We start from the raw sequence: 12,412 nt of genomic DNA on the forward strand, positions 1-12,412 counted from the left end.
AACGGGACGAGGAGAAGTCGACGAGCGCAGGTGGGAGAAACATGGGATCGCCGACCACCGTCAAGCGACGGCTGAACGAGCTCGGGCTGCGCAGCAAGCTGCGGGCCCGCCCCCGCGTCCAGGGCCGGGTGCTGGCGCCGGCCGGGATGTTCAAGCGGCTGCCGACCACCGCCGGGCTCTACTTCCCCTTCTACCACGACGTCCCGGCCGAGTACGCCGGCGACCTGCGCCGGCACCTGCGCACGTTCGGCCGCCTGGGCCCGCTGGTCTCCTGGGACGACGCGCTGGACGTCCTGGCCGGGCGCCGCCCACTGACCGGGCCGATGTTCTGCCTGTCCTTCGACGACGGGCACCTGAGCTGGCGCGACGTGGTCGCCCCGATCCTGGCCGAGCTGGACGTGCCGGCCACCTTCTTCCTCACCTCCGGGCTGGTCGGGCAGCCCGGCAACCTCACCTGGCCGGACTGCCGGGAGCTGGCCGCGGCCGGGCACCACTTCGGCTCGCACACCGTCACCCACCCGCGGCTGGCCGACACCGGTGACGACGCCGTGCGCCGGGAGATCGCCGGGTCGAAGTGGGAGATCGAGGACGAGCTCGGCGTCGAGATCCGCGACTTCGCCGCCCCGTACGGCAATCCCGCCGTCGATTTCGGCGAGCGTGAGCTGCGCATCGTGCGCGAGGCGGGCTACCGCAGCTTCGCCACCACGTTGCGCGACCCGATGCACGCGGGCGACTCACCGATGTGGATCCAGCGCCAGGGCCTGCACCCGGCCTGGCCGGGCTGGGCCGTCCGGACCCGGGTCCATGACTGACGCCCGGATCTACCTGTCCCCGCCCGACGTCGGTGACGTCGAGCGCAAGCTGCTGCTGGACGCCTTCGACTCCAACTGGGTGGCCCCGGTCGGCCCCGACCTGGACGCCTTCGAGGCGCAGGTGGCCGAGCTGGTCGGGGTACGGCACGCGGTCGCGCTCAGCAGCGGCACCGCTGCGCTGCACCTGGCGCTGATGGCGGCCGGTGTCCGGCGCGGCGACACCGTGCTGGTGCCCTCGTTCACCTTCGCGGCGAGCGCCAACGCGGTGATGTACCTCGGCGCCCGGCCGGTCTTCGTGGACAGCACCGCCGACACCTGGAACGTCGACCCCCGGCTGGTCGCCGAGGAGCTGCGGGTGCGCGCCGCCCGCGGCCAGCTGCCCCGGGCCGTGATCGCCGTCGACATGTACGGCCAGTGCGCCGACTACGAGCCCCTGCTGGTGGCGTGCGACCGCTACGGCGTCGCCCTGATCGAGGACGCGGCGGAGGCCCTCGGCGCGTCGTACCGGGGTCGCGCCGCCGGGTCGTTCGGGCTGGCCGGGGTGCTGTCGTTCAACGGCAACAAGATCATCACCACCGGGGGCGGCGGCATGCTGGTCACCGACGACGGCCGGATCGCCACGCAGGCCCGGTATCTGGCCACCCAGGCCCGCGAGCCGGTCGCGCACTACGAGCACCGCGCCGTCGGCCACAACTACCGGCTGAGCAACCTGCTGGCCGCCGTGGGCCGCGGCCAGGTGCAGCGCCTCGACGAGCTCATCGCGGCCCGGCGCCGCACCGCCCGGTTCTACCGCACCGCGCTGGGCGACCTGCCCGGCCTGACCTTCATGCCGGTGGCCGACTACGGCGTGCCCAACTGGTGGCTCACCTGCCTGCTGGTCGACGCCGGCACGTTCGGCGCGGACCGCGACCGGATCATCGAGCACCTGGGCCGGCAGAACATCGAGGCCCGGCCGGCCTGGAAGCCGATGCACCTGCAACCGGTGTTCCGCGACTGCGTCATGCGCGGCGGCGCGGTCAGCGCCGACCTGTTCCGCCGCGGGCTGTGCCTGCCCAGCGGCTCCGCCCTCACCGACCACGACCGGGAACGCGTCGTCGCGGCCGTGCGGGCGGTGGCCCGATGACCACGCAGCGAAGGGACGCCGGCGGGATGCGCATCGTCTACATCCACCAGTACTACTGCAACCCCACGATGACCGGCGGCATCCGCTCCTACGAGCAGGCCCGGCGGCTGGTCGCCCAGGGACACACCGTGCACGTGATCACCACCGACATCACGCCGGGCAGGCGGTCGCTGGGCTGGCGGCGCACCGACGACGACGGCATCCAGGTGCACTGGTTCTCCGTGCCGTACTCGAACAACATGTCCTTCGCCCGGCGGCTGCGCGCCTTCGCCGAGTTCATGGTCCTGGCCGCGGCCAGGGCCACCGCGCTCAAGGCCGATCTGGTCTTCGCCACCAGCACCCCGCTGACCGTCGCCGTGCCCGGCGTGGTCGCCGCCAAGCTGCGCCGGGTGCCGTTCGTCTTCGAGGTCCGCGACCTGTGGCCCGAGGTGCCGATCGAGATGGGCGTGCTGCGCAACCCGCTGGCCCGCCGGCTGGCCGGGGCCCTGGCGAACTTCGCGTACCGCAACGCCGAAGAGGTCGTCGCGCTCTCGCCGGGGATGGCCGCCGGGGTCACCGCCCGCCGGCCGGGCACCCGCACCACCGTCATCCCCAACGCCGCCGACCTGGCGCTGTTCGACGTGGCCCCGGACGCCGTCCAGCGGTTCCGCGACGAGCACCGCTGGCTGGGCGACCGGCCGCTGATCGTCTACACCGGCGCCCTGGGCGCGGTGAACGGCGTGGAGTACCTGGTGCGGGCGGCCCGCCGGATGGCTGAGACCGACCCCGACGCGCAGGTGCTCATCGTCGGGCATGGCAAAGAATGGGACGCCACCAAGCGCCTCGCCGCCGAGTACGGCCTGCTCGACCGCACCGTGCACATGTGGGAGAAGGTCCCCAAGGCCGACCTGCCGGTGATCCTGGGTGCGGCGACCATGTCGAGCAGCTTCGTCCGGCCGGTACGCGCCCTGTGGGACAACTCGGCCAACAAGTTCTTCGACGCGCTCGCCGCGTCCCGGCCGATCGCCGTCAACTACGGCGGCTGGCAGGCCGACCTGCTGCGGGAGACCGGGGCCGGGCTGGTGCTGGACCCGTACGACGCCGAGCAGGCGGGCACGGTGCTGGCCGCGCACCTCCGCGACGAGCTGTGGCTCAAGCAGGCGCGCGAGGCGGCCCACCGGCTCGCCGTCGAGCGGTTCTCCCGCGATCTGCTGTTCGCGCAGTTCGAGGCCGTACTGAACCGGTCGGCGGCCGGCCGGAAGCAGGGTCGCCGCGGCCCTGTCGGAGCAGGCGTGACGATGGAGAACCAGAGTGGAACTGCGTGAGTACGTGCGGGCCTGCCGGCGGCGATGGCTGTGGATCGTCGTACCGGTGCTGCTCGCCGCCGGCGCCGCGGCCGGCCTGAGCCTGACCGCCCAGCCGGCCTACCGCTCGTCGATGGTGCTGTTCGTGACGACCGGCACCGGGGACCCGGACGCCAAGGCGAGCCGGCTCAACTCCTACATCGTGCTGCTCACCGGCCCCCGGGTGGCCGAGAGCGTGATCACCAAGCTGAAGTTGCCGATGACCACCGCGCAGGTGCAGGCCAGCCTGTCGGCGCAGGTGCAGGAGGGCACCGACCTGCTGGTGGTCTCGGCCACCGACGCGTCCGCCGAGCGCAGCCGGCAGATCGTCACCACCGCCACCACGTCGCTGGTCGCGCTGGCCAAGCAGCTCGACCCGCCGGCCACCGCCCCGGCCGACGGGCCCACGCCGTCGGTGTCCATCGCGCAGAACCCGGTCACCACCGAGGTCCCCGGCAACCTGGTCCGCAACATCGGCTTCTCCGCGGTGCTGGGCCTGCTGATCGGCGCGGTCGCGGTCGCCGTCCGGGAAGCCACCCGCAATACCGTCGCCGAGGAGGACGACCTGCGCCGGCTCGGCCTGGGCGCGGTCGGCCTCATCTCGCTCGGCGGCCGCTCCGGGCGCAACGGCGGCCCGGACGAGGCGCTCGCCGAGGCGTTCCGGCGGCTGCGCAGCCTGCTGCCCGACGTCGCCGGCCTGCACAGCGACGCCGGACGCGGCACGTCGCTGCTGCTCACCGGGGCCCAGCCCAAGGAGGGCACCACCGCCGTCGCGTGCGGCCTGGCCATCGCCATGGCCGAGACCGGCGCCACGGTGGTGCTGGTCGACGCCAACCTGCGCAGCCCGGGGGTGGGCCGCTATCTGGCCCTCGACACCAGCCTGGGGCTGTCCGACGTGTTGTCCGGCAGCGCCGATGTGCCCGACGTGCTGCAGGATTCGCTGGACGGCCGGCTGACGGTGCTGCCCTCCGGTGAGCAGCCGCCCGATCCGGGCGAGATCCTGGCGTCGCCGCGGCTGGGCGCGACGGTACGCACCCTGACCGAACGCTTCGACGTGGTGATCGTGGACGCTCCGCCGCTGCACGGCGTGGCCGACGCGGCCGTGCTGAGCAAGGTCACCGACAGCGCGCTGCTGGTGGTGCGGGCCAACCACACCCGTACGGTCGACGTCGAGCGCTCGATGGACCTGCTGGAACGCGTCGGGGCCCGGCTCGCCGGCGCGGTCCTCAACGCCCTGCCCAAGAAGCTGCCCACCAGCGGCAACTGGCATCGCGGGGCCGAGGTGCCGGCCGCGTCCGACCCGGGGCTGGTCACCCAGTTGTTCGGCGCGACGGGCCAGGACGACCAGTTCGCCGGCCCGGCGGACGGTGACGACGAGACGGTGACCACCCGGCCGGCCGGCGGCACCGCCCGGGGCCGGGCCCAGGTGGTCAAGGCCACTGTGGTCAAGGCTCCCGTGGTCAAGGCTCCCGTGGTCAAGGCTCCCGTGGTCAAGGCCACCGTCGGCACGCCCGAGGAAGCCGCCTCCCACCCGCGCGACGCGGCCGGGGCGGCGGCGGCCCGGGGCCAGGCCCGGGTCGTGGTGGCCCAGCCGGTCCCGGCCGCGCCCGATGCCCAGCCGGTCGTCGCCCAGCCGGTCGCCCAGCCCGCCGGCGAGGCGGTCGAGCCCGAGCCGCCGCACCTGCCGGCCCAGCGGACCCCGGACGAGAAGTCGCAGCCCGGTGAGTGAGTTGCAGGCGGAGCGCGCCGCGCCGGAGGCGGGGCTCGCTCCCCCACGCCGCGGTGGCCCGGCTGCCTGGCTGCTCGCCCAGCTGCGCGAGCCCTACGTCAAGCTCGTCGCCTCCCAGCTGCTGACCGGCGGCGTCGCGCTGGCGGCCAACATCCTGATGGTCCGCGCTCTGAGCCCGTCCGGGCGCGGCGAGGTCGCCCTCATCCTGCAGCTCGTCTACCTGGCGACCCAGGTGCTGCTGCTGGGCACCGAACGCAGCTTCGTCGCGAGCTACCACGACGTCACACCCGCGGCGGCGGTCCGGGCCTATGCCCGGCTGCTGGTCGTGCCCGGCGGGCTGGCCCTGTCGGCTGCGGCGGCGTTCGCCGTGCTGGCCCCGGAACGCTTCAACCCGGGGCCGGTGGTCATCACCCTGATCGTCGCCTACGCGGCCGCCGAGGCCTCGAGCCTGGCGACCCGGGCCATCGCGATCTGCGTCGGCCGGGTGCGTGACTTCCTGTACGCCCGCATCATCGAATCCCTGCTCCTGCTGGCCCTGCTGGTCACGCTGTTCGTGGCGGGCACCGCCCAGCCGGCCGTGTGGATCCTCGCCTACCTGTTCTCCGGAGTGGTGCCGACCGTCGCCTACCTGGTGCTGTGGCTGCGCCTGCCGGCTCCTGCCGCCGCGCCGCTGACCCGTAACCGCACGGTCCGCCAGGAGGGCCTCGCGCTGTTCCCGGCCGCCCTGTCCAACATGGCGATGCTGCGGTCGGACCGGCTGGCCCTGCCCGTGCTGGCGTCGACCTCCGCCCTCGGCCTGTACGCCAGCGTCGCGACGATGACCGAGCTGCTGGCCTGGCCACTGCGCGCGTACGCGGACTCCCGCCTGGGCAAGTGGCGGGCCGGCCACCGCGAGGGCACGCTACGGACCCGTCCGATCGTCCTGGCCGCGGTCGTCTACTGCCTGGTCGTGGCCCCGATCGCGGCCGGCGGGCTGTACCTGCTCATCGTGCCCGTCTTCGGCGAGCAGTACGCACCGGCCAAGGCCGTCGTGCTGCCGCTGGTCGCCGCGGCCGGCCTCTACGCCGTCTCCCGGATCAGCCTGGGCCTGCTCATCGCCCGGGGCTACAGCGGGCTGGTGTCGGCCGCCGAGATCACCGGCTTCGCGGTCAGCTTCGCGGCGTACCTGCTGCTGATCCCGTCGCTGGGCATCCTCGGCGCCGCGTACGGCTCGCTGATCGGCTACGGCGCCTGCCTGCTCTTCGCGCTCGTCAGCAGCCGGGTCACCCGGGACCGAATTGCGAAGGTGATCGCGTGAGGTGGCTGCGGAACCCGCGGGTGTTCCTCGCGCCCGGTCTGGTGATGATCCTGGTCGCCATCGGCGGGCGGTTCACCCTGGACCGGGCCGGTTTCCTCGACCTGGCCTGGGTCGACCTGCGGGTGATCGGGCTGGGGATCGCCCTGGTCGTGCTCGCGGTCGACGTCGCCCGGCGCCCGCGCGTGCTGGGCGGGCAGCGCCGGGAGGGCTGGCTGGTGACGACCGTGCTGTTCTTCCTCTTCCAGATCGCCTCGGGGCTGTGGGCGCCGCAGGCCTCCCGGGTCGGTCCGCAGACGCTCGACCTGATCCTGCTGGGCGTACTGACCGTGGCGTTCTACGTCTACACGATCGGCGACCCGGCGGTGGTCATCCGCACCACGTTCCTGCTGTTCTTCGTGGCGGCGGTCATCTTCGCCCTGGCCGCGCTGTTCATCAACGGCCCCGGCGACCAGGGCCGCTACTCCGCGTTCGGCGGCGGCCCCAACGTCTTCGTCCGCATCGAGATCCTCGGCGTGATCAGCGCGGTGGCCCTGTTCCTGATCACCCGGCGCATCCTGCCGCTGCTGGTCATTCCGCTGTTCCTGCTGGCCGCGGTGCTGTCCGGGTCGCGGGCCGGTCTGCTCGCCGGGGTGGCCGTCGGCGGCGTCGCGCTCTTCAAGATCCGCGGCCGGCTGCGCGCGGGAGCGGTCGTCGCCGCGGGGGTCGTGCTGGTGCTCGCCACCGCCACCGTGTGGGCGTTCGCGCCGCCCGCCTTCACCAACCTGTTCCAGGAACGGTTCGTCGAGCAGACCGTGCAGCAGCACTACCTCTCCGACCGTACGGACATCTGGGCGGCCGCCTGGCGCCTGGCCGTCGAGCACCCCGTCGCCGGCGCGGGGCTGGACGGCTTCTACGGCCTCATCGGCGTCAACCAGGGCGTCGAATATCCGCACAACTACGTGCTGGGCGTCGCGGCCGAGGGTGGCCTGATCGGCATCGGCCTGCTGACCGCCGCGATCGTGCTGTGGACCCGTACGGTGCGCGGCGGCGGCGTACGCCCGCAGCTGACCGGGCTCGCCGTGGCGGCGGCGGTCTTCGTCGGGCTGAGCAGCTTGTTCTCGGGCGACTACTACGACGCCCGGCTCGCCTGGCTGTTCGCGGCCATGGCCGCCGCCGCGGCGGTCGTCCCGCTGCCCCCGGTGACCTCCGAGCTGGCCGTACCCGTCAGAGAGCCGGTGTCGTCATGACCGCGCACGCCAGGATCGGCCGCCGGGCGGTGCTGCTGCTCGCCGTGGCCTCGCTGACCGCCGCGAGCGCGCCACCACGCACCGACGTACCGGCCGTCATGGAGCCGCTGCCGGCGCCGCCGGCCCCGCCGCGACCCGATCTCGCGGTCAAGCTCAAGCCGGTCTCGCACTGGGCGTCGGTGTTCCTGCAGAGCTGGGACTACATGGCGGCGAACAGCCTGCCGATGAGCATGTCGGCGGACAGCTGGGACCACTACGACCTGTCCTACTCGGTCGACTCCTGCATCGCGATGTTCCGGGCCACCGGTGAGACGCGCTACCTCGACCGGGCCCTGAAGTTCGTGGAGAACGTGGCCGCCTCGGCCCGGCCCTCGTCGTCGCTGCCGGACAGCCGGTTCCACGACGACTACCGCGGCTGGGCGTCGAGCAGCTCCGGGCAGGGCGGCAACGAGGTGCCGCTCTACGAGAGCTACTTCTGGCGCTACGGGACCGCGCTGCTGGTCGCCATGCGGGAAAGCCCCGAGATCCACCGGGATCCGGCGTACCGCTCGCGCTACGACCGCCTGCTGGCCTTCGCGGAGAGGAACATCTTCGAGAAATGGTACGCCCGGGGAGCCGGCGACTCGATCTACCGCGAGCGCACGCACATGGCCGCGCACTGGGCGCTGATCGGGCTGAACCTGTCCCGGATCACCACCGACACCGCGCGCCGCCGGCGGTACCTCGAAGTGGTCGGCAACATCGACCTGCACCTGCCCGGCAGCGGCGCGAGCCTGCGCGGTCAGCTGCGGCGCAACCCCGTCGAGCCCACCGCCTACTTCTGGAGCGACGTCTGGGGTTCGGCCCGGCGCCCCGGGCAGGACGTCAGCCACGCCAACGGCGTCATGGCCTACGTGGTCGAGGCCCGCGACCGCGGCCGGCCCTGGACCGGCGCCGACATGGCGGCCTTCGGCGCGCTGCTGACCAAGGTGATCTGGCCCGGCGGCACCACCTACCGCAACTTCGTGGACGGCACCGGCGCCGACAACGGGTGGTTCTCCGACGGTTTCGTGAAACTGGGCCGCTACGACGCAGCCGTGCAGCTGCGGCTGGAGCAGCACCAGGTCGTCAACGACCAGTTCGCCGCCAACATGGCGCTCAACGCCCGGATCCTGCGGTCGTAAGGAGGCAATGGGAGATGAAGGCTTCGCTGGTGGACCCGACTGCCCGGGAATGGAAGGAGGCACTGCAGCAGACCCCGCACGACATGTACCACGAGCCCGCGTACGTCGAGCTCGACGCGAAGCTCTACGGCGGCGCGCCGACCGCCTTCCACTACGCCGAGGAGGGACGCCGGCTGCTCCTGCCGCTGATCCTGCGTGACGTGCCCGGCTCCGGACTGCGCGACGCCGTCTCGCCGTACGGCTATCCCGCGCCGATCGCCGGCGGCGACCCCGCCTTCTGGGCCCGGGCCTGCGCCGCGATGCTCTCCACGCTGCGCGCCGAGGGCATCGTGACGGCGTTCGTCCGGATGCACCCGCTGCTGGACGCGCCGCTGAGCACGCTGGAGCGCTTCGGCACGCTGGTCCGGCACGGCGAGACGGTCTCGATGGACCTGACCGTCAGCCTCGACGAGATGTGGCGCCAGACCCGCAGCGACCACCGCAACCACATCAACCGCGCCCGCCGCGAAGGCACCCGGATCGTCTTCGACGACTGGGACCGGCTCGGTGAGTGGGTCGCCGTCTACCACGACAACATGCGGCGGGTCGGCGCGTCGTCGTACTACTTCTTCACCCGCGAGCACCTGGCCGCGCTGCACGACGCCGTCGGCGACCGCATGCACCTGGCCGTGGCGCTGGAGGGCGACGAGGTGGTCGGCGGCAACACGTTCTTCGAACACGACGGCATCGCCACCGGCTACGTGTCGTCGACCCGGCGGGCCCCCAAGCGCTACGCCGACGAGCTGCTGTACGACGAGGTACGGCGGTGGTGCAAGAGCCGCGGCGACACCGTCTTCCACCTCGGCGGGGGCAAGGGTGGCAGCAACGACTCGCTGTTCTCGTACAAGGCCGGTTTCTCGCCGGGCCGGCACCCGTTCCACACCTGGCGGATCGTCGCCGACCCGGACGCGTACCGCCGGCTGGTGGCCGACAGCCGGCCCGGCACCGACCCGGACGACCTGTCCGCCACCTTCCCGCCCTACCGTTAGGAGCCCGGCATGCGCATCACCTGCATCGGCGGCGGCCCCGCCGGCCTGTACTTCGCGGTGCTGGCGAAGCTGGCCGACCCCGCGCACGAGGTCACCGTGCTGGAACGCAACCCGGCCGGCGTCACGTACGGCTGGGGAGTGGTCTTCTGGGACGACCTGCTCGACGACCTGTTCCGCTACGACCCGGTCAGCGCCGAACGGATCGCGGAGGCCGCCTGCCGCTGGGACGAGTACGAGGTCCGCGCCACCAGCAAGGCGGTCACCCATCTGGCCGGGTACGGCTTCAGCCTCGGCCGACACAAGCTGCTGGACATCCTGGCCGCCCGGGCCGTCGAGCTCGGCGTCGAGATCAGCTACCGCGACGAGCTGACCGAGATCCCCGACGCCGACCTGGTGGTGGCCTGCGACGGCGCCGGCAGCAAGCTCCGCGACCAGCACGCCGAGCACTTCGGCGCGGAGATCGAGACGGGCCGCAACAAGTACATCTGGCTGGGCACCCCGCACGTCTTCGACACGTTCACGTTCGGCTTCGAACGCACCGCGGCCGGCTGGATCTGGTACCACGCCTACCCCTTCGACGACGGCACCAGCACGTTCATCGTGGAATGCACGCCGGAGACCTGGGCCGGGCTGGAGCTGGACCGCCTCGACGCGGTGCGGGGCTGCGCCCGCCTGCGGGAGATCTTCGCCGACCATCTGGGCGGGCAACCGCTGATCGACCAGCGCGCCGAGGCCGGCGGCACCGGCTGGCTGAACTACCGCCGGCTGACCAACCGGCGCTGGGACCACGGCAACGTGGTGCTGATGGGCGACGCGGCCCACACCACCCACTTCGCGATCGGCTCGGGCACCAAACTGGCGATGCAGGACGCGATGGCCCTGGCCGACATGGTGGCCGGCGGCGACGACCTGGCGGTGGCGCTGGAACGCTACGAACACCGCCGCAAGACCGCGCTGGCCCCGCTGCAGCGGGCGGCGAAGGCCAGCAGCGAATGGTTCGAGCGGATGCCGGACCACGGGGACCTGCCGGCCAAGCAGTTCTCGTACGCGTTGTCGAACCGGCGCGGCGAATACCCGATGTGGCGGTACCTGCTGCATGTGGCGACGCAGAGCGCGGTGCCGCGGGCGTTGCTGCGGTGGACGCTGAGCGGGCGGCGCTGGCATCGTGCCCGGCGCCGACCGGCGCTGGCCGCCGCCAGCACGACGGTGCGCCGCCGGGTCCCACCGACCCGGGTCGGGTCCGGCACCATGTGACCCATGGTCGACACCGCGGCTCTGCTGGCCGCCTACGACGAACAGATGCGGATGGCGCACGGCACCGTCCCGTCCGGCATGACGTACGAGTACGACGGTCCGATCCTGCGGATCGTCGGCGCGCACGTCGGGCGAATCCGGACGCCGTGCGACGTCGGGGTCAGCGGGGTCGAGCTCGACCGGCTGATCGCCCGGCAGCGGGACTACTTCCAGGCCCGCGGCCAGGGCGTCGAGTGGAAGCTGGCGGCCCACGACCTGCCCACGGAGCTGCCCGAACGCCTGCTCGCGGCCGGCTTCGAGCCGGAGCAGCCGTCGACCGTGCTGCTCGGCCACGCCGAGGAGGTCGCCGCCGAGCCGGTGCTGCCCGACGGCGTGGTGCTGCGGCAGGTCAGCGAGGCCGAGGATCTGCGCCGCTTCGCCGACCACCAGACCGTGGTGACGGGGACGGACTGCTCCTGGGTCGCGGCCGACCTCGGCGCCCGGGTGTCGGCCGCTCCGGACCTGATCACCATCCTGGTCGCCGAGGCCGCCGACCGGGTCGTCTGCACCGCCATCGCGACGTACTACCCGGGCACCGACTTCGTCGCGCTGCTCGGCGGCGCGACGCTGCCGGAGTGGCAGGGACGTGGTCTCTATCGCGCCATGATCGCCGCCCGGGCCCGGGAGGCGGTCGCCCGGGGCTTCCGGCTGCTGCACGTGGACGCGTCCCCGGCCAGCGCGCCGATCCTGCGCCGGTGCGGCTTCCACGAGATCACCACCTCGACGCACTACCAGTGGACGCCCCCGCCGGAAGCAATCGCCGCGCCTGCTTGTTGAAGAACAGCGTGACCTTCGCTTTCGCCGTGCTCGGCGACTCCATCGCGTACGGGCAGGGCGCCGCCCGCCCCGCCGACACCATCGGCGCCCGGCTGGCCGCCGACCTGACCACCGCCGGCATCGCCACCGACGTCCGGGTGTTCGCCGTGCCCGGCGCCCGCAGCCAGACCCTGCCCACCCAGACCCGCAACGCCGCCGCCTGGCGCCCCGCGCTGGCCCTGATCATCATCGGCGCCAACGACCTCACCCACTTCGTGCCGCCTGCGCAGGCCGCAGCGAGCCTCGGCGACGCTGTCCGGACACTGCGCGCGGCCGGCGCCGAGGTGGTCGTGGCCCCCGCCCCGGATCTGAGCGTGGTGCCGTGGGTGCCGCCGCAGACGCGGATGCTGGTCCGGGCGGCCAGCGCCGCGATGCGGCAGGCCCAGACCCGGGCTGCGGTCGACGCGGGGGCTCGGGTCGCGGACATCGAGGTCGGTTCGGCTGACGCGTTCGCGGTGGATGCGAGCTTGTTCAGTGCGGACCGGTTTCATCCGTCGAGCGCGGGCTATGCGGTGATCGCTGAGGGGCTGGCCCCGGCGGTGCGCGCGGCGGCTGCGGCGGCGCTGGCCGGTCGCGCCGGTTAGACACCGCTGATCCCAGTGC

The 12,412-nt window shown here is 73.0% G+C and carries 11 protein-coding genes; all 11 read left to right on the top strand.

Annotated elements, in window-relative coordinates; translation table 11 throughout:
• Nucleotides 1-41: 41 nt before the first annotated feature.
• From ACWEOZ_RS36010 to ACWEOZ_RS36060, 11 genes are read left to right on the top strand one after another with little or no spacing between them, the layout of a single operon-like run.
• Nucleotides 42-812, top strand: coding sequence for a polysaccharide deacetylase family protein (locus ACWEOZ_RS36010; RefSeq protein ID WP_451915139.1), 771 nt, complete (start codon nt 42-44; stop codon nt 810-812).
• Nucleotides 805-1,935 (top strand): DegT/DnrJ/EryC1/StrS family aminotransferase, encoded by a 1,131-nt coding sequence (locus ACWEOZ_RS36015; RefSeq protein ID WP_451915140.1) that lies wholly within the window; start codon nt 805-807, stop codon nt 1,933-1,935. Before ACWEOZ_RS36010 ends, ACWEOZ_RS36015 begins: the two co-directional genes overlap by 8 nt.
• Complete coding sequence (locus tag ACWEOZ_RS36020; RefSeq protein ID WP_451915141.1) at nt 1,932-3,239, top strand: glycosyltransferase family 4 protein; 1,308 nt, start codon at nt 1,932-1,934, stop codon at nt 3,237-3,239. The genes ACWEOZ_RS36015 and ACWEOZ_RS36020 overlap by 4 nt, the downstream gene beginning before the upstream one ends.
• Nucleotides 3,226-4,986: a polysaccharide biosynthesis tyrosine autokinase gene (locus ACWEOZ_RS36025; protein ID WP_451915142.1), complete on the top strand. Its 1,761-nt coding sequence runs from the start codon at nt 3,226-3,228 to the stop codon at nt 4,984-4,986. The genes ACWEOZ_RS36020 and ACWEOZ_RS36025 overlap by 14 nt, the downstream gene beginning before the upstream one ends.
• The gene (locus ACWEOZ_RS36030; RefSeq protein WP_451915143.1) at nt 4,979-6,283 is read left to right on the top strand and encodes a lipopolysaccharide biosynthesis protein; all 1,305 of its coding nucleotides are present in this window, start codon (nt 4,979-4,981) and stop codon (nt 6,281-6,283) included. Before ACWEOZ_RS36025 ends, ACWEOZ_RS36030 begins: the two co-directional genes overlap by 8 nt.
• Entirely contained in the window at nt 6,280-7,509 is a 1,230-nt protein-coding gene (locus ACWEOZ_RS36035; protein WP_451915144.1) for an O-antigen ligase family protein, read from the top strand. Before ACWEOZ_RS36030 ends, ACWEOZ_RS36035 begins: the two co-directional genes overlap by 4 nt.
• Complete coding sequence (locus tag ACWEOZ_RS36040; protein WP_451915145.1) at nt 7,506-8,672, top strand: hypothetical protein; 1,167 nt, start codon at nt 7,506-7,508, stop codon at nt 8,670-8,672. The genes ACWEOZ_RS36035 and ACWEOZ_RS36040 overlap by 4 nt, the downstream gene beginning before the upstream one ends.
• A gap of 14 nt (nt 8,673-8,686) precedes the next feature.
• A complete protein-coding gene (locus ACWEOZ_RS36045; protein WP_451915146.1) occupies nt 8,687-9,700 on the top strand; it encodes a GNAT family N-acetyltransferase in 1,014 nt (337 codons plus the stop codon).
• Nucleotides 9,701-9,709: 9 nt separating this feature from the next.
• On the top strand, nt 9,710-10,954 hold the full coding sequence (locus ACWEOZ_RS36050) for an FAD-dependent monooxygenase (protein WP_451915147.1): 1,245 nt from the start codon (nt 9,710-9,712) through the stop codon (nt 10,952-10,954).
• A 3-nt stretch (nt 10,955-10,957) separates the two neighbouring features.
• Nucleotides 10,958-11,770, top strand: coding sequence for a GNAT family N-acetyltransferase (locus ACWEOZ_RS36055; protein ID WP_451915148.1), 813 nt, complete (start codon nt 10,958-10,960; stop codon nt 11,768-11,770).
• Between the two features lie 8 nt (nt 11,771-11,778).
• Nucleotides 11,779-12,393 (top strand): SGNH/GDSL hydrolase family protein, encoded by a 615-nt coding sequence (locus ACWEOZ_RS36060; RefSeq protein ID WP_451915149.1) that lies wholly within the window; start codon nt 11,779-11,781, stop codon nt 12,391-12,393.
• Nucleotides 12,394-12,412 lie beyond the last annotated feature (19 nt).

It is taken from the genome of Actinoplanes sp. NPDC004185 (genome assembly GCF_053603475.1).

Coding starts and splice junctions, on each gene's coding strand:
- ACWEOZ_RS36045 (WP_451915146.1), top strand. CDS start 8,687: ATGAAGGCTTCGCTGGTGGACCCGACTGCCCGGGAATGGAAGGAGGCA.
- ACWEOZ_RS36055 (WP_451915148.1), top strand. CDS start 10,958: ATGGTCGACACCGCGGCTCTGCTGGCCGCCTACGACGAACAGATGCGG.
- ACWEOZ_RS36040 (WP_451915145.1), top strand. CDS start 7,506: ATGACCGCGCACGCCAGGATCGGCCGCCGGGCGGTGCTGCTGCTCGCC.
- ACWEOZ_RS36050 (WP_451915147.1), top strand. CDS start 9,710: ATGCGCATCACCTGCATCGGCGGCGGCCCCGCCGGCCTGTACTTCGCG.
- ACWEOZ_RS36020 (WP_451915141.1), top strand. CDS start 1,932: ATGACCACGCAGCGAAGGGACGCCGGCGGGATGCGCATCGTCTACATC.
- ACWEOZ_RS36015 (WP_451915140.1), top strand. CDS start 805: ATGACTGACGCCCGGATCTACCTGTCCCCGCCCGACGTCGGTGACGTC.
- ACWEOZ_RS36010 (WP_451915139.1), top strand. CDS start 42: ATGGGATCGCCGACCACCGTCAAGCGACGGCTGAACGAGCTCGGGCTG.